Genomic DNA, 21,139 nt, shown 5'->3' with positions numbered 1-21,139 from the left:
AATCACCATTGTTGTTGTTAATTGGGCCGTTCGTGCGGGGTATCACACGCATTGGCCGACCGGTCTGTTGCCGGAAGTGGAGGCGATCCTAATCGCGGAAGCTTTCAGCTACCTTTCGCTGAAGAAAGCTTTGGGTGAACGGTCAACCGGCCGTCGGATGCGAACCAGAGTCAATAAACAAGGGAAGGAGGGCTTTGATCATGAGCCAATTGCACAGCGGCGGCTGCCATTGCGGACACATTCGTTATCAGTTCAGCGGGGCGTTGCAGGATATCGCCCATTGCCATTGTTCGATCTGCCGCAAGGTCAGCGGCGGCATCGTCACGACGTGGATCACAGTGCCAGGCTCCAGTTTCCAATGGCTGGCCGGTACGCCGTTGCGTTACGACTCGTCCGCCAGTTGTGCGCGGTTCTTTTGCCCGCAGTGCGGCGCGCAACTGGCGCTGGTGACGTTGCTCAGCCCTGAAAGCATCGACGTGACCATCGCCACACTTGATCACCCAGAGCAGGCACCCGCCGAGCGACACATCTGGACGGACAGCCAATTGCCCTGGCTGCACCTGGACGAGCATCTGCCGGGCGAAGCCGAAGAAACGCTGTGATCAGAAAACAGACAGATCCAGCGACCGCATCGCGCCCATCCAGATTGCGTGTTCGGTGTGGTCGAGCAGGTCATCACCGGTGTCCGGGTGCAGGAATACCACCAGACCTTTGCGGTTCAGCGCCAGCCACGGCAGCACATCGCTGATCAACTCGGGGCCGAAGGCCAACTGGCAACTCCAGTCCGGATGCGGGCCGACCGGGCGTTCGTGGACGCGGCCCATTTTCAATGGAAACAATTGCGCGGCTTTCTCACACAACGCGCGCGCCTGATCGATGGTGTCGGCGTCGAAATAGACGTGGGCGTGGTAGCCCTTGATCGCTTGCATCGCAAACCCTCGGAAATCGGTTCGAACCCTCAGCGTTACCCGTATGTCACACGCCATACAAGGTATAAGAAAAGGGATCAGCCATGAAAAATGCCGAAACCCCGGCGGTAAAAGTGGTGCTCTATGGTGCCATGAGTAGCCTGGGCAGCGCGTTGATGGCTGAGTTGCTGCGTCGTCAGCATGAAGTCATCGCCATTCTCGACGATCTGACCGCACTTGCGCCGCGTCCGGGCTTGCGTACCAAAACCGGTGATTTGTTCGACTCGGAGCGGATCAATCAGAGCGTGGCCGGCAGTTCGGCAGTGATCTGTTTATTGGATGCACCGGGGTTGCCATTCAGTAGCGATCAAATTGAACGCTCCGTTGTGCTCGGACCGGTCGAGCAGGTACTGGCCGTCGACGCACTGGTCGATGGCCTGCAAGCGGCCAATGTGTCGCGGCTGTTTCTGGTGGGGGATTTTGCCGTACTCGATGAGCGGGACGTCGATGATCGCCTGCAACGCCATGCCGCCGAAGAAATTCGCGAAGCCGTGCAAAGCAGTCCGCTGCACTGGACACTGGTCAATGCGCCACACGGCGTGGCCGGGTTGACCATTGAGCATTTCAGCCAGGTCGGCGGCAATCTCGAACCGGGACTGGCCGAGCCACTGGAGCGGCTGAACCGCGTGGCGGTGGGGATTGCCGATGAGCTAAGGCTGAATTTGCATGTAGGGCAGCATGTGAATTTCGTTGCGGCTTCAGATTCGTAAAAGATCGCAGCCTTCGGCAGCTCCTACAGGGGGACCGCGCTCCAGATGTAGGAGTTGCCGCAGGCTGCGATCTTTTGACTTTCAAACCGCGATCGAAGGCAGTGCGAGTCCATTAAGCGACTCAGCACTGCTCGCCTGTTCCGCCATCAACCAATCGACAAACTGCTGAATCAGCGCGCCCCGACGTTTGCGTTGCGGCAGCACCACGTAATAACCCAACCGCGACAGCGTCGTTTCAGCAATCGGGCGACACAACAGACCTTGCGTCAGCAAGTTATCCACAAGGTGCCGCCAACCGATCGCCACGCCCTGGCCGCCAATCGCCGCCTGAATCAACAGCGTGTAATTGTCGAAACGCAATTGCCCCGGCGCCGGCGGTGTAGTGATGCCCAACTCGCGAAACAGACCGCTCCAGTCAAACCAGTTACTGCTGTTCTCCCCACGCAGGTGCAGCAGCGGGAACTCCAGCAGCGCGTGAGCAGGCAAGGGCAGGGCGCGGTCCTTGAGCAATTGCGGACTGCACACCGGGAACACTTCTTCGCTGAACAGCCAATGGCTTTCGCCCTGCTTGAAACGCCCGTCGCCAAACAGGATCGCCACATCGATATCGGTGCGCAGCATGTTGTGGTTGCGTTCGCTGGTCACCAGGCTGACGTCGACCTTTGGATTGGCTTCGTGAAAACGATGCAGGCGCGGCATCAGCCAATAAGCAGCGAAGGCAAAGTCGGTGGCAACTTGCAGGACTTCATGTTGCTGCTGTGCGCTGATCGCGCTCAATCCTGCATCGATATTCTGCAAACCGAGAGTAACTTGCTCAAACAGTATCGCGCCGACTTCGGTCAGCTCGATCCCACGGTAAATGCGATCAAATAGTCGCGTACCGAGTTGTTCTTCCAGCCGTTTGATCTGCTGACTGATCGCTGGTTGCGTGGTGCCAAGCTCTACCGCCGCTGCGGTAAAGCTGCGCTGGCGGGCTGCCGCTTCGAAGGCACGCAGCAGGTCGAGGGACAGATCACCCAAGGCTTCATACATAAGCTGTGCTTATCCTAGTCATTGTCCGGCGCGGGCTTTACCGGATAAAGCATGGACTCCATGCTCGATCGCAGCAATGTCGCATAAATATTCACTATGGAATGCCGCGATCACATGAAGCGCAAGAATATTCTTTTCATCATGGCCGATCAGATGGCCGCGCCAATGTTGCCGTTTTACGGCCCATCGCCGATCAAACTGCCGAATCTTTCCCGCCTCGCCGCCCAAGGCGTGGTGTTCGACGCCGCTTACTGCAACAGCCCGTTGTGCGCGCCGTCGCGGTTCACCCTGGTCAGCGGCCAGTTGCCGAGCAAGATCGGCGCCTACGACAACGCCGCCGATTTCCCTGCCGACATTCCGACCTACGCGCACTACCTGCGCCGCATGGGCTACCGCACCGCGCTATCCGGCAAGATGCACTTCTGCGGTCCGGACCAGTTGCACGGTTATGAAGAACGCCTGACCAGTGATATCTACCCGGCCGATTACGGTTGGGCCGTGAACTGGGATGAGCCGGATGTAAGGCCGAGCTGGTACCACAACATGTCTTCGGTGCTGCAGGCTGGGCCATGTGTGCGCACCAATCAGCTGGATTTCGATGAAGAGGTGGTGTTCAAGGCGCAGCAATATCTGTTCGATCACATCCGCGAGGACGGCGACCAGCCGTTCTGCCTGACAGTATCGATGACTCACCCACACGACCCGTACACCATTCCCAAGGCGTTCTGGGATTTGTACGACGATGCCGATATCCCGTTGCCTACAACTCCGGATCAACACGAACTCGATCCGCACTCGCAGCGGCTGCTCAAGGTTTATGACCTGTGGGATAAGCCACTGCCTGTGGATAAGATTCGCGATGCACGCCGGGCGTATTTCGGTGCCTGCAGCTATATCGACGCCAACGTCGGCAAACTTCTGCAAACCCTCGAAGAAACCGGGCTGATCGATGACACAATTATTGTCTTCTCCGGTGACCACGGCGACATGCTCGGCGAAAAGGGCCTTTGGTACAAAATGCATTGGTACGAAATGGCGGCGCGCGTCCCCCTGTTGATAAGTGCTCCAGGCCAGTTCGATGCCGGGCGTGTCAGCGCTGCCGTATCGACCGCAGACCTGTTGCCAACCTTCGTCGAATTGGCCGGCGGCACGCTGGAACCCGGCTTGCCACTGGATGGCCGCTCACTGGTTTCGCACCTGCGAGGGCAGGGCGGTCATGACGAAGTGTTCGGCGAATACATGGCCGAAGGCACCATCAGCCCGCTGATGATGATCCGTCGCGGCGCCTACAAATTTATCTACAGTGAAAGCGACCCTTGCCTACTTTTCGACGTAGACAACGATCCGCGTGAACTGGAAGAACTCAGCCAATCGCCGCAGCATCGCCCGCTGTTCGACGATTTTCTCGCCGAAGCACGGGTCAAATGGGACATTCAGTCGATTCACCGGGAGGTCCTCGCCAGCCAGCGCCGCCGCCGATTTGTCGCCGACGCGTTGACCATCGGCAAGCTGAAGAGCTGGGATCACCAGCCACTGGTGGACGCCAGTCAGCAATACATGCGCAACCACATCGACCTCGACGATCTGGAACGCAAAGCACGTTATCCACAACCCTGCCAAAACCAATAATGTTAAGGGGACGTCCATGCGTAAGTTATCCACAATAGTGACGGTCGGCCTGTTCGCGCTGAGCAGCGCCTCGGCCTTCGCCGAGCAAAGCTGCGACACCGTGAAAATGGCCGATCCGGGCTGGAGCGACATCGCCGCGACCAACGCCATCACCGGGTTTCTGCTGGATGGCATGGGCTACAAGGCCAAGGTCGACACCCTCGCGGTGCCGATCACCTTCGGTGGTTTGAAGGACGGCCAGGTGGACGTGTTTCTCGGCAACTGGATGCCGGCGCAGCAGGGTTTCTATGACAAGTTCGTCGCCACCGGCGATGTCACGCAACTGGCGAAGAACCTCGACGGCACAGAATTCACCCTCGCCGTGCCGGACTACGTGTGGGACGCGGGTGTGCATAACTTTGCCGACCTGAACAAATACGCGGACAAGTTCGACCGTAAGATCTACGGCATCGGTTCGGGTGCGCCGGCGAATATCTCGCTGCAGGAAATCATCAAGAAGAACGACTTCGACATGGGCCAGTGGAAGCTGATCGAATCCAGCGAACAGGCGATGCTGGCTGAAGTGTCGCGGGCGGTGAAGAAACAGAAATTCGTCACCTTCCTCGGCTGGACGCCGCACCCGATGAACGTGCAGTTGAAGATGCATTACCTCAAGGGTGGCGAGAAGTACTTTGGCGACACCGGCAGCGTGTTTACGTTAACGCGCAAAGGCTACGCCGAGGCGTGTCCGAATGTGGGCAAATTGCTGACCAATCTTTCGTTCACTCAGGAGATGGAGAACAGCATCATGGCTGAGGTGGTGAACAAAAAGGTCAGCAATACCGAGGCGGCGAAGGCGTGGATCAAGGCGAATCCGGCGGTGTTGGATAAGTGGCTGGATGGCGTGAAGACCGTCGATGGAAAGGATGCGTTGGCGGCGGTGAAAGCGAAGCTTTGATCGTGGGGCTGTTGGAATTGTGCCCGGCTTGAGATTGTTGCCCCCTCACCCCAGCCCTCTCCCCCAGAGGGGCGAGGGGGAAAGGGAGCCGATATCTGTTGGATTCAAAACTTGCGCTCAACTCTGAAATCGCAGATCGGTGAATCTCTGACAAACACCACGGTCAGTCCCCTCTCCCTCTGGGAGAGGGTTAGGGTGAGGGGCCTTTGCCCTGGCACCCTGATAACCTTGAACAAAACCCAACCGCGAGGACCCATGGCCTTCCCCAGCCGCCACTCTCTCTTCCCCTTCCTCACCTGGTTGCCGCGACAAACCCGCGCCAGCGTCGGACGGGATCTGATCGTCGGCCTCAGCGGGGCGATTCTCGCCTTACCCCAGTCGATTGCCTACGCATTGATCGCCGGTCTGCCACCTGAGTACGGCCTCTACGCCGCGATCATCCCAGTGCTGATCGCCTGCCTGTGGGGTTCGTCGTGGCATTTGATCTGCGGTCCGACGGCAGCGATTTCGATTGTGCTGTTTGCCAGTGTCAGCCCTTTAGCGGTTCCGGCCTCGCAGGACTACATCACCCTGATCCTGCTGCTGACCTTGCTTGCGGGGATATTCCAGTGGCTGCTCGGTTTGCTGCGCTTTGGCGCGCTGGTGAATTTCGTCTCGCATTCGGTGGTGCTGGGGTTCACCCTTGGCGCGGCGGTGGTGATTGCTATCGGGCAATTGCCAAACCTGCTGGGCCTGGAGTTGCCGGCAAAAGCCACTGCGCTGGCCAGTTTGATGGATCTGCTGCAACACCTGCGGGCTGTGGATAAACCTTCGCTGGTATTGGGTTTGGCCACGGTGGTCGTCGGTCTGCTGCTCAAACACCTGTTGCCGCGCTGGCCGACGCTGTTGATCACGCTGGTGCTGGCCAGTTTGCTGGTGTGGTTGTGGCCGGGCGTGTTCGGCCATGTGCATCTGGTCAGCGCGTTTGTCGGGCGTTTGCCGCCGTTCAGTGGATTGCCGCTGGATCTGGATTTGATCCTGCGGTTGCTGCCAAGCGCTGTGGCGGTGGGCATGCTCGGCCTGGTTACCAGTCTGTCGATTGCGCGCTCGATTTCGGCGCGGTCGCAGCAATTGCTTGATGCCAATCAGGAAGTCCGTGCGCAGGGCTTGTCGAATATTGTCGGGGCGTTCTTTTCCGGGTCGCTGTCGGCCGGGTCGTTCACCCGCTCGGGCCTAAGTTACGAGGCGGGCGCTTGCTCGCCGCTGGCCGGGGTGTTTTCAGCAATCTGGGTGGCGTTGTTCGCAATTTTTGGTGCGGGGCTGATTGCGCACATTCCGATCCCGGCGATGGCTGGGAGCATTCTGTTGATTGCCTGGGGGCTGGTCGACCACCGAGGCATTCGCTCATTGCTGCGCGTCAGCCGCGCCGAGTTCGTGGTGATGGCCCTGACTTGTCTGGCGACGTTGCTGCTGGAGTTGCAGACAGCGATTTATGCCGGTGTGCTGGCCTCGCTGTTCTTTTACCTCAAGCGCACTTCGCAACCGCGCGTGCAGCACTGGCGCGACGGCGAAGACGATGTGTTGCGTGTCGGCGGATCGATCTTTTTCGGCGCCAGCCATTACCTGCAAGTACGTCTGCAGCGCATGCACGGCGCACGCGTGGTGATTGAGGCGCAGCAGATCAACTTCATCGACTATTCGGGCGTGGAGATGTTGCATCAGGAGGCGCGACGCTTGCTTAGCCAGAATCGCAGCCTGACCTTGCGCCGGGCGCGGCCGCAGGTCGTAGAGGAGTTACGCAAACTGGAAGGGCCAGAGAAATGCCCGATCCGGTTTGAGGATTGATTGGCGATCAAGGTAATCCTTGTGGGAGCGAGCCTGCTCGCGAAGACTGCTGCACATCCAACATTGATGTGTCAGACAGACCGCTTTCGCGAGCAGGCTCGCTTGTATGGTAGGACTTGAAGGGAGGAGGAGGGACAAGGCTCGATTCTGACTGTTGACGCAGCACAGACCGTGGGAGATTTCGCCCCTCCTCCTTTCACCCAAGCGCCGATAAAGAATGCATCTGGCTAGACCGACGATAGGAACAAGCCTGCGCCTCTGGGTGAGCCCTTCAAGTGCTCAAACCTTATCCCGGAGGAAATCCTGTGGCAATGCCGGTCGCTCTATCAAATCCGATCGTTGGCGTGGATGTCGCCAAAAATGAACTGGTGATTTATCAGGCCGATAGCGATCTGCTTGAAGCAATTCCCAACACCAAAACATCCATTAAGCAGTGGCTGAAGGCCTTGCTCGGCCCCGTGTCTATTGCCATTGAGGCAACCAACATCTACCACCTGGAATTCGCTGATTTGGCCTATGCGGCCGGTTGCACGATTTACATGGTGGGCGGCTATGAACTCAAACATTACCGCGAAGGCGTGAAGATCCGCGCCAAAACCGACGCCTTGGACGCCAAGTTGCTGGCCCGTTACCTGAAGAACGAAGCCGAGGAGTTGCGCCCCTGGACCCCGCCATCACCGCTGTACCGCCAGCTCCTGAGCCTTTTCCGCCGCCGCGCGGCTTTGGTCCAGGCAAGGGTCGGCCTGGTGCAGAGCTGGTCGAATGAGCCGCTATTGAAGGCAGCTTTTGCTGAACAAATAAAATCCATGCAGCGGCTTGAAACGATGATCGAAAAGACGATCAACGATCAGCTCAAACAAGCCGGTTTGCTCGGCCAATTGAAGCGTTGCCTGAAAGTTGAGGGCATTGGATTTCTGACCGGAGCGCGCCTGCTCACGGCGTTTCAGCGGGGGGAATTTAGCAACGCGGATGCGTTTATCGCCTTCCTGGGCATGGATTTAAGGGTATCGAAATCAGGGCAAAAGGACGGTCGCCGCAGCTTGACCAAGCGCGGAGACCCCGAGGCCCGCCGACTTTTGCACAACGCTGCGATGTCGGCTAGCCGTACGAAAGCCTGGAAAGGGTTTTACGAGGCCCAAAGAGCACGGGGTTTCAGCACCACGCAGGCGTTGGTGATGCTGGCTCGCAAACTTGCTCGGGTGGTATTCGCCTTGCTGAAAGGGCAAAGCGAATACCAGACAAAAGTCAGTTGAGGGCTTCCCCTCAACCATAGAATCTCCCACATGGGTATTTATTGCGCCAGTTGGCGGCGTAGTTCGGCGAGTACCGGAGCGGTATCAGGGCGCACACCACGCCACAGGAAAAACGCCTCAGCCGCCTGCTCCGCCAACATCCCCAAGCCATCCATCGCCACCGCCGCGCCATGTTCACGGGCCCAGCGGCAAAACGCCGTCGGCTCTTTGCCGTACATCATGTCGTAGCAGAGGGTCTTGCCCGGCTCGATCAGGCTCGGTGCAATCGGCGGCACGTCACCAGTGAGGCTGGCCGATGTGGCATTGATGATCACGTCCACCGGCTCGCGCAACCAGTCGAAACCACTGGCCGAGACCGGCCCGAGGTCGCAGAACAACTCCGCCAGCAACTCAGCCTTGTCCACCGTACGATTGGCGATGATCACCGAGGCCGGTTGTTCCGCCAGCAACGGTTCCAGCGCACCGCGCACCGCACCACCGGCACCGAGCAGCAGAATGCGTTTGCCGGTCAGGCTGAACCCGGCGTTCACCGTCAGATCGCGCACCAGTCCGGCGCCGTCAGTGTTATCACCGAGCAGTGAGCCGTCGGCCAGTTTGCTCAAGGTGTTCACCGCGCCAGCCCGTTGTGCACGCGCGGTCAGGCTGTTGGCCAGACGATAGGCATCTTCCTTGAACGGCACAGTGACGTTGGCGCCGCGACCCTCCTGGAAAAACGCCGTGGCGCAGCCGGCGAAATCGTCGAGCGGCGCCAGCAAGGTGCTGTAGTCGAGGTGCTGGCCGGTCTGCTCGGCGAACAGCTTGTGAATCATCGGCGATTTGCTGTGGCCGATCGGGTTGCCGAAAACGACGTAACGATCCATCAGATGTCCTCAGGCCTCAGCCAGCCAGTCGCGGTCTTGCAGGAAGTACTCGGTCAGGCGTGCTTCTTCGCTGCCAGGCTCGGCTTTCCAGTCATAGCCCCAGCGCACTTGCGGCGGCAACGACATCAGGATCGACTCGGTGCGCCCGCCCGATTGCAGACCGAACAAGGTGCCACGGTCGTAGACCAGATTGAACTCGACGTAACGGCCACGGCGGAATTCCTGGAACTCTCGCTGCCGGGCAGTGAAGGCATCGTTCTTGCGGCGCTGCACGATCGGCAGATAGGCGTCGATGTACGCATCGCCGATGGCGCGCATAAAGGCGAAGCTGGTGTCGAAGTCCCATTCGTTCAGGTCATCGAAAAACAGGCCGCCAATGCCACGCGGTTCGTGGCGATGCTTGATGTGGAAATAGGTATCGCACCAAGCCTTGTAGCGCGGATAAACGTCTGCCCCGAACGGCGCGCAGGCCTGCTCGGCGATGCGGTGCCAGTGAACGCAATCTTCTTCATTGCCGTAATACGGGGTCAGGTCGAAGCCGCCGCCGAACCACCAGACCGGCTCTTCACCCTCCTTCTCGGCGATGAAAAAGCGCACGTTGGCGTGGGACGTCGGCACATGCGGGTTGTGCGGGTGGATCACCAGCGACACGCCAAGGGCTTCGAAACCGCGGCCAGCCAATTCCGGGCGATGGGCGCTGGCCGACGGTGGCAGACCACTGCCGAAGACATGGGAAAAGTTGACACCACCCTTTTCGATTACCGTGCCGTTCTCGATCACGCGAGTACGACCGCCACCGCCGGCGGGCCGGGTCCAGGCGTCTTCGACGAAGCGCGTGCCGCCGTCTTCGGTTTCGAGAGCCGCGCAGATGCGGTCTTGCAGGTCGAGCAGATAGGCCTTTACGGCGTCGGTGCGGGTCGTCATGGCTTCACCTTGAATCGGGCGGCGCCCCGGCAGACGGGCGACGCAAATGGGCGCGTAGCATACCACCGCACAACAGCCCGCCGCAGTTGACGAAGATCAAGCATGGGAGTTGGATAGGGGGCTCACAAAAGACCCAAGGAGAGCAGGCAGATGGCAAAGCGTATCCAGTTCCGCGCCCATGGCGGCCCCGAAGTGCTCGAATATGTTGATTACCAACCCGCCGCGCCCGGCCCCAATCAAGTCCGCGTGGCGAACAAGGCGATCGGCCTGAACTTCATCGACACCTATTACCGCAGCGGTCTGTACGCACCGCCCGCCTTGCCGTCCGGCCTGGGTGCTGAAGGTGCGGGGATCGTCGATGCCGTGGGCAGCGACGTCACCCGGTTCAAGGTCGGTGATCGCGTGGCCTATGGCAGCGGCCCGTTGGGGGCCTACAGCGAATTGCATGTGCTGCCCCAGGACAATCTGGTGCATCTGCCCGACGAAATCAGTTTCGAAACGGCTGCCGGTGTAATGCTCAAAGGCCTGACCGTGCAATACCTGCTGCGCCAGACCTATGAACTCAAGGGTGGCGAAACCATTCTGTTCCACGCGGCGGCCGGCGGTGTCGGTTCGCTAGCCTGTCAGTGGGCCAAGGCACTGGGTGTGAAGCTGATCGGCACCGTCAGTTCCAAAGAGAAAGCCGAACTGGCCAAGGCCAATGGCGCCTGGGCGACGATCGATTACAGCCACGAAAACGTTGCCCAGCGCGTGCTGGAATTGACCGATGGCAAGAAAGTCCCGGTGGTCTATGACGGTGTCGGCAAGGACACCTGGCTGACGTCCCTCGACAGCGTTTCGCCGCGTGGCCTGGTGGTGAGCTTCGGCAATGCCTCCGGTGCGGTGGACGGCGTGAATCTGGGGATTCTCTCCGCCAAGGGTTCGCTGTACGTGACCCGGCCGACGCTGGCGACTTATGCCAACAACGCCGAAAACCTGCAGCGAATGGCCGATGAGCTGTTCGAGATGATCATCAGCGGCAAGTTGAAGGTGGATGTCAGCCAGCGTTATCCACTGGCTGATGCGGCGAAGGCGCAAACCGAGCTGTCGGCGCGGCGCACTACCGGTTCCACCGTCCTGCTGCCTTGATACCTCCGGGCGTCCTGCCAGTCAGGGTTTCAGAACCATGACTGGCAGGACGCTTCGAGCGCGTTCAGTACTGCGGTGGATGAGCCGCCAACGGTCTTGGCGCCCAATGACCGACCGTCGCGGAATCAGGCTGTTGCAAAGCGGCGAGGATTTGCCGCCACTCGGCTGACAACACCCAGTAATCCCCGCGTGCGCGCTGTTCGATATGCAAGGGATTGGAGGCGACCGGCATCAGACCGAAACGCTGGTACAGGCGTAGCTGCGATGCCCTGCACAACGCTGTGACACCTTGATAGCCCTGTTTTATGGCCCACTCGGCAGCGGCCGCCAGCAGACTGTCGACGGCAATGGGCTGTTGGCTGGGCGCGTACGAGATCAAGCGACTGAGTTCGACATGGCGTGACAACGCCACCGTGGGCGAAACATGTTGCTGCGCCAGTGATGCCCACTCGAACGGCGCCGGAGTGGCCCTCAATACCGCCAGCAGTTGCTCGTGCCGATACAGCAGAAAATGGGTACTGCGCGACCGTGTCGCCAGTCGGGTTTCGAGCATCCGCGCCCTGGACGTCAGCATGTAATGCTGCAGCCGAAGCCGAAATTGCCGATCGATAAACCGATCGAACACCTGGGTATCCGACCCCGCTTCAAGCATCACGATACGGCAACCCTCCTGATGACTGTTTAACGTCACCTGGAGCGCCTGCAGGTAATCCGTGAGTTGCAAATCCGTAGTGTCCATTCTTTCTCCGCAGACCTTAACTTATCGAAGTGTTTCGAGTGCAGGGAAAGGATGGTTGCTTTTGGCGATACCGCCACGAAATGCGGTCTGATAATCAGGTGGGAAAATTCAGTTGATTCAAATAGTTGACGATTTTTCCGACGCAACAACCAGCATCATTGCAGGATAAATCGCAGACACCTGTAGTACTCCTCGCCATCAAGGCGAGGAGTACTCACGTTACAAATGTTCGAGGCTGGATCAGTCGGGACGAATGACTTTGCCGGTCGCCAGATCACGAATCACGCTGGGGTTCTTGCGCCCACCCAATTGCCCGCCCAGTATCAGATCGATCTGCCCACGGAAATACTGCTCGACACGCAATCGCGTGCGCGCCGCCGGGCGGCCCTGCGGATTGGCTGAGGTCGAAATCAACGGCCCGACCATCGAGCACAGATCGCGTACTTGCGGATGATCACTGACCCGCAGCGCGACGGTATCGTGCATGCCGGTCACCCATTCCGGGAGCAAGCCTTGATGCGGCACCAGCCAGGTGTTCGGCCCCGGCCAGGTGCTGGCCATGCGGTCGATCCATTCTTGCGGGAAGTCTTCGAACAGAAAGTCGAACTGGCGAATGTTGTCGGCAACCAGAATCAGGCCTTTGACCACCGAACGATTCTTGATCGCCAGCAACCGATCCACGGCCTCTTCGTTCCATGGGTCGCAACCCAGCCCCCAGACGGCTTCGGTTGGATAGGCAATCACCGCCCCGGCGCGAATCTCTCGTGCGGCTTGTTGCACACGCCAACTGTTAACCATGAAAAAACTCTCCGCAAACAGGTTTCGCGCAGTTTACCGATCTTCCTTGTAAAACCTAGCGTGTCCTGGCCAACCAGCGACCGTTTTCGCACACTGCACGGCCATCCATTTCCAGTTCGGTGAGTGCCGCCAGCACTTTGGGCAACGTCCAGCCGCTGCTGTCAGCCAAGCCCTCGCTGGTGTGCGGGGCGGCATGGAGCAGGATGAGCAACGGGTGATCGGCTTTCGCCGTGTCAGTGGATAGCGGCAGATGCTGCCAACCACGCAAGGCTTCAAGGATGTGCTCAATGGTTTCCACCAGCACCGCGCCATCGCGGATCAATTGGTGACAGCCGCGCGCGCCGGGATGATGGATCGAACCGGGAATGGCATAAACCTCGCGCCCCTGTTCTGCTGCCAGCCGCGCGGTGATCAGCGAACCGCTGGCCACACTGGCCTCGACCACCAGTACACCAAGGGACAAACCGCTGATGATGCGGTTACGTCGCGGGAAGTTGCTCGCCGTTGGTCCGGCGTCCAGCGGAAACTCGGAAAGCACTGCGCTGCCGGACGCAATCATCGCGTCAGCCAGGCGGCGGTTGCGCTGTGGATAAAAATTTTCCAGCCCCGTGCCGAGGACACCGACCGTCAACCCGCCAATATCCAGCGCGGCCTGATGCGCAGCGGCATCGATGCCTAGCGCCAGGCCGCTGGTGATGACGAAACCGGCCCCGGCGAGACTGCGGGAAAATGCCACTGCGGTGTCCATGCCCGGACGCGATGCCCGGCGACTGCCAACCATCGCCAGTTGCGGTTTTTCCAGAATCTGCGGATCACCGGCAACAAACAATAGTGGTGGCGGATCGGGAATCTGCGCCAGCAACGCCGGGTAATCCGGCTGGTCCCACATCAGCAAATGATGCTCGGGGCGCTCTAGCCAGCGCATTGCATGGCTGGCGCCGTCGCGAACCTCGGGACAGCGCCGCGCTTCGGCACACGTCGCCGGCAAACCCAGCGAACGCCAGGCGCTGGCCGGTGCGCTGATGGCTTTGGAGGCCGAGCCGAAAGCCTCGAGCAATTTGGCAAAGCGCTTGGGGCCGACATCGGGCAAGCGGTGCAGGCGCAAACGCGCTTCCAGTTCCGCCGGGGAAACTGGTGTACAGACAGGCAACATGATGGATCATCCTTGATCGTTATAAGCCCCGAACCATTCGGAACAAGCTGTGGATAACTCTGTTGGTAACTTGTGCAGCACGCTTACGGATTTCGCACCTTGTCGAGCACCGCCAACGAGCGCGATGCGTTGAGGACGAGGCCGTAGCTGAGTTTGTCGTAAGTGCGGAACACCATCAGCAACCCGGCGCGTTCATCGGGAATCTTCAGTGGCTGGCCGGTGATGCGGTCACGCACGGTTTCGCCGGTTTTCATCACCACCAGCACGTTGCCTTCGGCCAGACCGTCGCGCTTGCCTTTGTTCAACGTGACCACGTCCATCACGCCAATCTGGGTGACGCCGCGCGGTACATCGATGATCACGCCGTTGATACTGGTGGTTGGCGCGCTGGGCATGAAGGTCGAGTTGATCGAGCGCTCTTCGCCGCTGAACAAACGGTCGCCGAGGCGCACTTCCTGGGTGGTGCGTTGCAGGGCGAGGGTGGCGACGTCGCCTTCGGTGGCGACGATTTCGCCGCCGCCGATGTCGTCGGCGTTGATCCCGAGAAACTCCTGGGTCTGTGGATCGGTGTAGACCTTGCCCTGACGGAAGATGCCGTAGACCGGTTGATCGGGATCGAAATGGCCGCGAGCGAAGATCCGGTCGCCAGTGCCGCTGAGCACGCGTTCGGCGTCACCCGCGACGATGTACGGCGCCTTGTCGAAATCCTCGACCTTGTCGACGATGCGGTTGCTCAGCAAAAAGCTGTTGATGGATTTCAGCGGAATGCTCGGAATCGCCTCGGCCACCGGGCTGGTGCGAATGCGTGGCGAGAGCTTGATGGTGCCGCGCGACTCGCCGCGATTAAGGGTCAGACGTGGCTGGCCATCGACATAACTGAGCGTCAGCGTGTCGCCGGGATAGATCAGGTTGGGGTTTTCGATTTGCGGATTGGCCCGCCACAGTTGTGGCCACTGCCAGGGCTCGCGCAGGTATTTGCCGGAAATGTCCCAGAGCGTATCCCCCGAAACCACCGTGTATTGCTGTGGAAAACCATCCCTGAGTTGCACTTGCCCTTGCGCCACGCCGGCCGAGGCCAACAGCAGCAGGGCGAGTAGTGTTTTCCTCATGCAGTGAATCCCTTTATCATGTGCATTCGCGTGAACCGTCAGAGCCCCCGTGGCTCGCTTGTGCAAAATGCACAAGCTACGCTTCACAACGGTAGCCTGCATCTTCGGACCTGCCAGGCCATCGCCCGACTTTACTCAACGTGTGCAGCAATCAAAGCCTATGGCCATTTTAAACATCCTCGAATTCCCGGACCCGCGTCTGCGCACTATCGCCAAGCCTGTGGCTGTAGTGGACGACGAAGTGCGTCAGTTGGTCGATGACATGTTTGAAACAATGTATGAAGCGCCGGGCATCGGCCTTGCCGCGACCCAGGTCAACGTGCACAAACGTATCGTCGTGATGGACCTTTCCGAAGACCGCACCGAACCGCGGGTGTTCATCAACCCCGAGTTCGAATCGCTGACCGACGAAATGGACCAATACCAGGAAGGTTGCCTGTCGGTACCGGGTTTCTACGAAAACGTCGACCGCCCGCAAAAGGTCAAGATCAAGGCGCTGGACCGCGATGGCAAGCCCTATGAACTGATCGCCGAAGGCCTGCTCGCGGTGTGCATCCAGCACGAATGCGACCACCTCAACGGCAAATTGTTCGTCGATTACCTGTCCACGCTCAAACGCGACCGGATCAAGAAGAAACTGGAAAAGCAGCACCGCCAGAACGCTTGATGCCCCTCTTCAAAGGCTTGCTGCGGCAAGCCTTTTTCTTTTTATGAGACTCCCTTCATGACTGAGCCACTGCGCATCGTTTTTGCCGGCACCCCCGAATTCGCCGCCGAACACCTCAAGGCCCTGCTGAACAGCCCTTACGAGATCGTTGCGGTCTATACCCAACCGGATCGTCCGGCCGGTCGCGGGCAAAAACTGATGCCAAGCCCGGTCAAACAACTCGCCCTGGAAAACCATATTCAGGTGTTGCAGCCGCCGACCTTGCGCAACGCTGACGCTCAGGCTGAACTGGCCGCACTGAAGCCGGATTTGCTGGTAGTGGTCGCCTACGGCCTGATCCTGCCGCAAGTGGTGCTGGATATCCCGCGTCTGGGCTGCATCAACAGCCACGCCTCCTTGCTGCCACGCTGGCGCGGTGCGGCGCCGATTCAGCGCGCCGTCGAACACGGTGACGCGGAAAGCGGCGTGACCGTGATGCGCATGGAAGCGGGCCTCGACACCGGACCGATGCTGCTCAAGGTCGTCACGCCGATCACCGGCGAAGACACCGGCGGCACGCTGCACGACCGCCTCGCCGAAATGGGCCCGCCCGCCGTGGTCCAGGCGATTGCCGGTCTGGCTGCAGGCACGCTGGAAGGCGAAGTGCAGAACGATGAGCTCGCCACTTACGCGCACAAGCTGAACAAAGACGAAGCACGCATCGACTGGAGCCGTCCGGCCGTTGAGCTGGAACGCCTGGTGCGCGCCTTCAACCCATGGCCGATCACCCACAGCACCCTCAACGGTGAAGCGCTGAAAGTACTGGCGGCGACACTCGCCGAAGGTAAAGGCGCGCCGGGTGAAATCCTCAGCGCCAGCAAGGATGGTTTGGTCGTCGCTTGCGGCGAGCAGGCGCTGTGCCTGACCCGCCTGCAACTGCCCGGCGGCAAGGCGCTGAACTTCAGCGACCTGTTCAACAGCCGTCGAGAGAAATTCGCTGTCGGCACCGTGCTCGGCGCAGCGGTGGACGCGCAATGAACCCGCGCCTGGCCGCCGCCAAGGCACTCGCCGCCGTGCTCAGCGGCAAAGCCTCTTTGAACAGCTCCCTGCCGACGCAACTGGACAAAGTCGAGGATCGTGATCGCGGCTTCACTCAGGATCTGGCCTTCGGCACTGCGCGCTGGCAGCCACGCCTGTCGGCACTGGCCGAGAAGCTGCTGCAAAAGCCGTTCAAAGCCGCGGATGCCGACGTCGAGGCGTTGCTGCTGGTCGGTCTCTATCAATTGCTCTACACCCGCGTGCCGGCCCACGCCGCCATCGGCGAAACGGTGGGTTGCGCGGACAAGCTGAAGAAGCCGTGGGCCAAAGGCCTGCTCAACGCGGTGCTGCGTAACGCCCAGCGCGAAAGCGAGACGATTTTCGCTGAGTTGGAACGTGATCCGGTGGTGCGTACCGCTCACCCGCGCTGGCTGCAAAAATCCCTGAAGGCCTTCTGGCCGGAGCAGTGGGAAGCCATCTGCGCAGCGAACAACGCACATCCGCCGATGATCCTGCGGGTCAACCGCCGCCATCACAGCCGCGACGCCTACCTCGGCTTGCTGACTGAAGCCGGGATTGCCGCGACGCCGTGCGTTTACAGTCGCGACGGCATCATTCTCGAAGCCGCTGCCGACGTACGCAGCCTGCCAGGTTTCGCCGAAGGCTGGATCAGCGTGCAGGACGAAGCGGCGCAACTGGCCGCCGATCTGCTCGATCTGGCGCCGGGCCAACGCGTGCTCGACGCCTGCTGCGCGCCGGGCGGCAAGACTTGCCACATCCTCGAAGCCGAACCCGCGCTGGCCGGTGTAGTGGCGGTGGATCTGGAAGCCAAGCGTCTGGTGCGGGTCAAGGAGAACCTTGAACGCCTCGGTCTCAACGCCGAACTGATCGCCGCCGACGGTCGCGATACCGAAAAGTGGTGGGACGGCAAACCGTTCCAGCGCATTCTGCTCGACGCGCCGTGCTCGGCGACCGGCGTGATCCGTCGCCATCCGGACATCAAGCTGACCCGTCAACCGGACGACATCGTCGCCCTCGCGCAACTGCAAGGCGAGTTGCTCGACGCGATGTGGAAAACCCTCGAAGTCGGCGGCATCCTGCTGTACGCCACCTGCTCGACGCTGCCGACCGAGAATACCGAAGTCATCGCTGCGTTCCTTGAGCGTACCCCCGGCGCCCGCGAACTGGATCTGGCCACGTCGGCCGGGCTCAAACAGCCCCATGGTCGCCAACTGCTGGCCCAGCAAGGGGGCCATGACGGGTTCTACTACGCCAAGCTGATCAAGATCGCTGCAGCGCGCAGCTAAACGGATTTAACGGAGTGACTGGATGAAAATCATCATCCTCGGTGCGGGACAGGTCGGCGGTTCGCTGGCAGAACATCTGGCCAGCGAGGCCAACGATATTACGGTAGTCGACACCGACGGTGAGCGCCTGCGCGACCTCGGCGACCGCCTCGACATCCGCACCGTGCAGGGCCGGGGCTCACTGCCGTCGGTGCTGCGTCAGGCCGGAGCGGACGACGCTGACATGCTGGTGGCGGTGACCAATAGCGACGAAACCAATATGGTCGCCTGCCAGGTCGCCCACACGCTGTTCCACACGCCGACCAAGATCGCCCGGGTGCGCGAAGCGTCCTACCTCAATCGCGAGGAGCAACTGTTTCAGAACGAAGCGATTCCGGTCGACGTGCTGATAAGCCCCGAGCAGGTGGTGACCAACTACATCAAGCGCCTGATCCAGCATCCGGGCGCCTTGCAGGTGATCGACTTCGCCGAGGGTGCAGCGCAACTGGTGGCGGTGCGCGCCTATTACGGCGGTCCGCTGGTGGGTCAGCAACTGCGGCAGTTGCGTGAGCACATGCCGAATGTCGAGACTCGCGTCGCCGCAATTTTCCGCCGTGACCGGCCGATCCTGCCCCAGGGCGATACGGTGATCGAGGCGGATGACGAAGTCTTTTTCATCGCCGCCCGTGAGAATATTCGCGCAGTGATGAGCGAAATGCGCCGCCTCGACGAAACCTACAAACGCATTGTCATTGCCGGTGGCGGGCAGATCGGTGAACGTCTGGCCGAGGCCATCGAAAGCCGTTATCAGGTGAAGATCATCGAGATGAATCCGGCGCGTTGCCGTTATCTCTCCGACACCCTCGACAGCACCGTGGTGCTGCAGGGCAGTGCATCAGATCGTGATTTACTGCTGGAGGAGAACATTGCCGACGCCGATATCTTCCTCGCCCTGACCAACGATGATGAAGCCAACATCATGTCGTCGCTGCTGGCCAAACGGCTGGGGGCGAAGAAGGTCATGACGATCATCAACAACCCGGCCTACGTCGATCTGATTCAGGGCGGCGATATCGACATCGCCATCAGCCCGCAACTGGCGACCATCGGCACCTTGCTGGCGCACGTGCGTCGTGGCGATATCGTCAGTGTGCACTCACTGCGCCGCGGTGCGGCAGAAGCCATCGAGGCGATTGCCCACGGTGATGCGAAGTCGAGCAAGGTCATCGGCAAGCCGATCGAGAAGATTGGCCTGCCGCCCGGCACCACCATTGGCGCGGTCATTCGCAACGAGCAAGTGATCATCGCCCACGACGACACGGTGATCGAAGCAGGCGACCATGTGATCCTGTTCCTTGTGGATAAAAAGCATATTCGCGATGTGGAGAAGCTGTTCCATGTGGGGTTGAGCTTCTTCTGAGGTTGATCGTTCCCACTCTCTGCGTGGGAATGCAGCCCGGGACGCTCTGCGTCCCAAGAGCGGACGCAGAGCGTCCATTGAGGCATTCCCACGCGGAGCGTGGGAACGATCACTGAAACGAGGGTGCAAAAAATGCTCGAATCCCTGGAAAAAATGCTCGCCAAGGGTGTGGATAACTCCCTGCTGCGCTTCGGCCTGGGAAAGGGTTATCTGGATCTGGGTGAAAACGCCAAGGCCGCCGAGCACTTCCAGCGATGTGTTGGTTTCGATCCGAAGTATTCGGCGGCATGGAAACTGTTAGGCAAGGCGCATCTGGCGCTGGGCGATCACGCCGCCGCACGTCTGGCGTGGGAACACGGTCTGGAAGCGGCTCGCGCCCATGGCGACAAGCAGGCCGAGAAGGAAATGACAGTGTTTCTGAAGAAGCTTGATCGTCAGGCGCTATAAGTCAAAGGTAGCGAAGACCGATACCATCGGCATCTACCGTCACCACTTCCATCCGCACCCGCGGCGCGCCTGTGGGTAAACCCTGCACCTCGCCGTAAACCACTGCGCCTTTGGGCAAAGAAGCCAAAACCGGATGCTGCACAAACACCCCGGTAGGCGACAGGTTGCGCGTCTGCCCGAGGCATTCGCCAAAGCTGTCGTGGGTAATCTTGATGCGGAAGGATTTGCGTTGTTCGGACATCTTGTTGCGCCCTTTGATGAACGGTTGTGGATAACCTCGCTAGTGAGGTTATCCACAGATCATGCCAATCAGCTCAATACCAGCGCTCTTCGCCCGGGGGGCGTTTCTTGAAGCGCTTCATGCTCCACATGTACTGACTCGGGTACGCGGCGACGTAACGCTCGACGACTTTACTCATCGCGGCGCAGGATTCGGCGGTATCGGTGCTGTACATGGCTTCTGGCGCGGCTTCGAGGATCACTTTGTAGCCAGAACCGTCGGGCAGGCGCAGCGCATGCAGGAATACACCGACCGCTTTACCGCCCGCCAGCATGTTCGGCACGAATTTGCTGGTCAGCGCCTGGGTGGCGAAGAACGGCACGAAGATCCCGGCGGATTCGGCCGGTTCCGGGTCAGCAGGAATGCCCACTGCACCACCTTTGCGCACTTCCTTGATCACACTGAGGATGCCTTCCTTGGTGGAAGCAGCGACTTTGTTGCCCAGTTGCACGCGCTGTTTGCGCAATAACTCATCCACAGCCTTGAGCTTCGGCGGACGGTAGAAAATGATCGGTTTGCACTGGCTGCAATAGAAGTGATTGAGCACTTCCCAATTGCCTAAATGGCTGGTGATGCCGACCACGCCTTTGCCCGAGGCCAAGGCATCCTTGAGGATGTCGAGGCCTTCAACTTCACGCACCAGGTCGATCGAGCGCTGCGCCGGCCAGATCCACGCGCAGGCGCTTTCGGTCAGCGACTTGCCGATGTCTTTCAGGCTTTGGCCGACCAGACGTTCACGTTCGGCGGCATCCATCTGTGGAAAACATTTCGCAAGGTTGATCCGCACCACTTCGCGGGAACGGTTGGGGGTTTTCCACATGATCCAGCCGATCGCCGAACCTACGGCCTGCACGGCCCGCCATGGCAGCAGGGCAAACAGCCGCAGAGCGCCTACCAGCAAGGCGCCTTTAAACTTTTCCACAGGTCACTCCTGATCTTGTGCGGTGCGCGAGGCGGC

Annotated in this window: 22 protein-coding genes; 12 read left to right on the top strand and 10 right to left on the bottom strand. The window is 60.1% G+C overall.

Going from position 1 to position 21,139, the window contains the following annotated elements; all coding sequences use genetic code 11:
- Positions 1–200 precede the first annotated feature (200 nt).
- Positions 201–602 (top strand): GFA family protein, encoded by a 402-nt coding sequence (locus ACOYXH_RS25705; RefSeq protein ID WP_460410029.1) that lies wholly within the window; start codon positions 201–203, stop codon positions 600–602.
- Here ACOYXH_RS25705 and ACOYXH_RS25700 read toward each other — a convergent pair whose 3' ends face one another.
- The gene (locus ACOYXH_RS25700) at positions 603–929 is read right to left on the bottom strand and encodes a DOPA 4,5-dioxygenase family protein (protein ID WP_095049558.1); all 327 of its coding nucleotides are present in this window, start codon (positions 927–929) and stop codon (positions 603–605) included.
- 83 nt (positions 930–1,012) lie between these two features.
- Here ACOYXH_RS25700 and ACOYXH_RS25695 point away from each other — a divergent pair, with 83 nt between their 5' ends.
- Positions 1,013–1,678 (top strand): NAD(P)-dependent oxidoreductase, encoded by a 666-nt coding sequence (locus tag ACOYXH_RS25695; RefSeq protein WP_095049559.1) that lies wholly within the window; start codon positions 1,013–1,015, stop codon positions 1,676–1,678.
- An 81-nt stretch (positions 1,679–1,759) separates the two neighbouring features.
- Here the strand turns inward: ACOYXH_RS25695 and ACOYXH_RS25690 are convergent, their stop codons facing one another.
- Entirely contained in the window at positions 1,760–2,710 is a 951-nt protein-coding gene (locus tag ACOYXH_RS25690; protein WP_460410028.1) for a choline sulfate utilization transcriptional regulator, read from the bottom strand.
- Between the two features lie 114 nt (positions 2,711–2,824).
- Between ACOYXH_RS25690 and betC the strand changes: the two genes are divergently transcribed.
- From betC to ACOYXH_RS25670, 4 genes are all read left to right on the top strand, one after another.
- Complete coding sequence (gene betC / locus ACOYXH_RS25685) at positions 2,825–4,339, top strand: choline-sulfatase (RefSeq protein WP_095049561.1); 1,515 nt, start codon at positions 2,825–2,827, stop codon at positions 4,337–4,339.
- A gap of 16 nt (positions 4,340–4,355) precedes the next feature.
- The gene (gene choX, locus ACOYXH_RS25680; protein ID WP_220557229.1) at positions 4,356–5,276 is read left to right on the top strand and encodes a choline ABC transporter substrate-binding protein; all 921 of its coding nucleotides are present in this window, start codon (positions 4,356–4,358) and stop codon (positions 5,274–5,276) included.
- A gap of 255 nt (positions 5,277–5,531) precedes the next feature.
- Positions 5,532–7,100: a SulP family inorganic anion transporter gene (locus ACOYXH_RS25675; protein WP_258709035.1), complete on the top strand. Its 1,569-nt coding sequence runs from the start codon at positions 5,532–5,534 to the stop codon at positions 7,098–7,100.
- 311 nt (positions 7,101–7,411) lie between these two features.
- Positions 7,412–8,353, top strand: a complete 942-nt coding sequence (locus ACOYXH_RS25670) for an IS110 family transposase (RefSeq protein WP_220558825.1) — start codon at positions 7,412–7,414, stop codon at positions 8,351–8,353.
- A 38-nt stretch (positions 8,354–8,391) separates the two neighbouring features.
- Here the strand turns inward: ACOYXH_RS25670 and aroE are convergent, their stop codons facing one another.
- Both aroE and hemF read right to left on the bottom strand, forming a co-directional pair.
- A complete protein-coding gene (gene aroE / locus ACOYXH_RS25665; protein ID WP_258709034.1) occupies positions 8,392–9,213 on the bottom strand; it encodes a shikimate dehydrogenase in 822 nt (273 codons plus the stop codon).
- A 9-nt stretch (positions 9,214–9,222) separates the two neighbouring features.
- On the bottom strand, positions 9,223–10,137 hold the full coding sequence (gene hemF / locus ACOYXH_RS25660; RefSeq protein WP_095049565.1) for an oxygen-dependent coproporphyrinogen oxidase: 915 nt from the start codon (positions 10,135–10,137) through the stop codon (positions 9,223–9,225).
- 150 nt (positions 10,138–10,287) lie between these two features.
- Here hemF and ACOYXH_RS25655 point away from each other — a divergent pair, with 150 nt between their 5' ends.
- Positions 10,288–11,265, top strand: coding sequence for an NADPH:quinone reductase (locus tag ACOYXH_RS25655; protein ID WP_095049566.1), 978 nt, complete (start codon positions 10,288–10,290; stop codon positions 11,263–11,265).
- A 64-nt stretch (positions 11,266–11,329) separates the two neighbouring features.
- Here ACOYXH_RS25655 and ACOYXH_RS25650 read toward each other — a convergent pair whose 3' ends face one another.
- The 4 genes from ACOYXH_RS25650 to ACOYXH_RS25635 all read right to left on the bottom strand — a co-directional run bounded on the left by ACOYXH_RS25650 (position 11,330) and on the right by ACOYXH_RS25635 (position 15,064).
- Entirely contained in the window at positions 11,330–12,004 is a 675-nt protein-coding gene (locus tag ACOYXH_RS25650) for a hypothetical protein (RefSeq protein ID WP_095049567.1), read from the bottom strand.
- Positions 12,005–12,244: 240 nt separating this feature from the next.
- The gene (locus ACOYXH_RS25645; protein WP_093429535.1) at positions 12,245–12,802 is read right to left on the bottom strand and encodes an L-threonylcarbamoyladenylate synthase type 1 TsaC; all 558 of its coding nucleotides are present in this window, start codon (positions 12,800–12,802) and stop codon (positions 12,245–12,247) included.
- Positions 12,803–12,857: 55 nt separating this feature from the next.
- Positions 12,858–13,958, bottom strand: coding sequence for a DNA-processing protein DprA (gene dprA, locus ACOYXH_RS25640; protein WP_116254176.1), 1,101 nt, complete (start codon positions 13,956–13,958; stop codon positions 12,858–12,860).
- A gap of 80 nt (positions 13,959–14,038) precedes the next feature.
- On the bottom strand, positions 14,039–15,064 hold the full coding sequence (locus ACOYXH_RS25635; RefSeq protein WP_095049569.1) for a LysM peptidoglycan-binding domain-containing protein: 1,026 nt from the start codon (positions 15,062–15,064) through the stop codon (positions 14,039–14,041).
- 160 nt (positions 15,065–15,224) lie between these two features.
- On the opposite strand from ACOYXH_RS25635, the gene def reads away from it, so the two are divergent.
- The 5 genes from def to ACOYXH_RS25610 all read left to right on the top strand — a co-directional run bounded on the left by def (position 15,225) and on the right by ACOYXH_RS25610 (position 19,901).
- Complete coding sequence (gene def, locus ACOYXH_RS25630) at positions 15,225–15,731, top strand: peptide deformylase (protein ID WP_016984087.1); 507 nt, start codon at positions 15,225–15,227, stop codon at positions 15,729–15,731.
- A 57-nt stretch (positions 15,732–15,788) separates the two neighbouring features.
- Positions 15,789–16,748: a methionyl-tRNA formyltransferase gene (gene fmt, locus ACOYXH_RS25625; protein ID WP_220557227.1), complete on the top strand. Its 960-nt coding sequence runs from the start codon at positions 15,789–15,791 to the stop codon at positions 16,746–16,748.
- Positions 16,745–18,055 carry a 16S rRNA (cytosine(967)-C(5))-methyltransferase RsmB gene (gene rsmB / locus ACOYXH_RS25620; protein WP_116254178.1) on the top strand — a complete coding sequence of 437 codons (1,311 nt, stop codon included), beginning with the start codon at positions 16,745–16,747 and terminating at the stop codon, positions 18,053–18,055. Before fmt ends, rsmB begins: the two co-directional genes overlap by 4 nt.
- 22 nt (positions 18,056–18,077) lie before the next feature.
- Positions 18,078–19,454: a Trk system potassium transporter TrkA gene (trkA, locus tag ACOYXH_RS25615; protein ID WP_064389689.1), complete on the top strand. Its 1,377-nt coding sequence runs from the start codon at positions 18,078–18,080 to the stop codon at positions 19,452–19,454.
- A gap of 132 nt (positions 19,455–19,586) precedes the next feature.
- Complete coding sequence (locus tag ACOYXH_RS25610) at positions 19,587–19,901, top strand: tetratricopeptide repeat protein (RefSeq protein ID WP_095049572.1); 315 nt, start codon at positions 19,587–19,589, stop codon at positions 19,899–19,901.
- A 1-nt stretch (position 19,902) separates the two neighbouring features.
- On the opposite strand, the gene ACOYXH_RS25605 is transcribed toward ACOYXH_RS25610, so the two are convergent.
- Together ACOYXH_RS25605 and ACOYXH_RS25600 are read right to left on the bottom strand one after the other, a co-directional pair.
- The gene (locus ACOYXH_RS25605; protein WP_095049573.1) at positions 19,903–20,142 is read right to left on the bottom strand and encodes a PilZ domain-containing protein; all 240 of its coding nucleotides are present in this window, start codon (positions 20,140–20,142) and stop codon (positions 19,903–19,905) included.
- Positions 20,143–20,215: 73 nt separating this feature from the next.
- Positions 20,216–21,103: a lysophospholipid acyltransferase gene (locus ACOYXH_RS25600; protein ID WP_095049574.1), complete on the bottom strand. Its 888-nt coding sequence runs from the start codon at positions 21,101–21,103 to the stop codon at positions 20,216–20,218.
- Positions 21,104–21,139 lie beyond the last annotated feature (36 nt).

The organism is Pseudomonas sp. Mb7, assembly GCF_054790525.1.
Note: the sequence above shows the minus strand (reverse complement) of the source record. Positions and strands in the feature narration are given on the sequence as shown.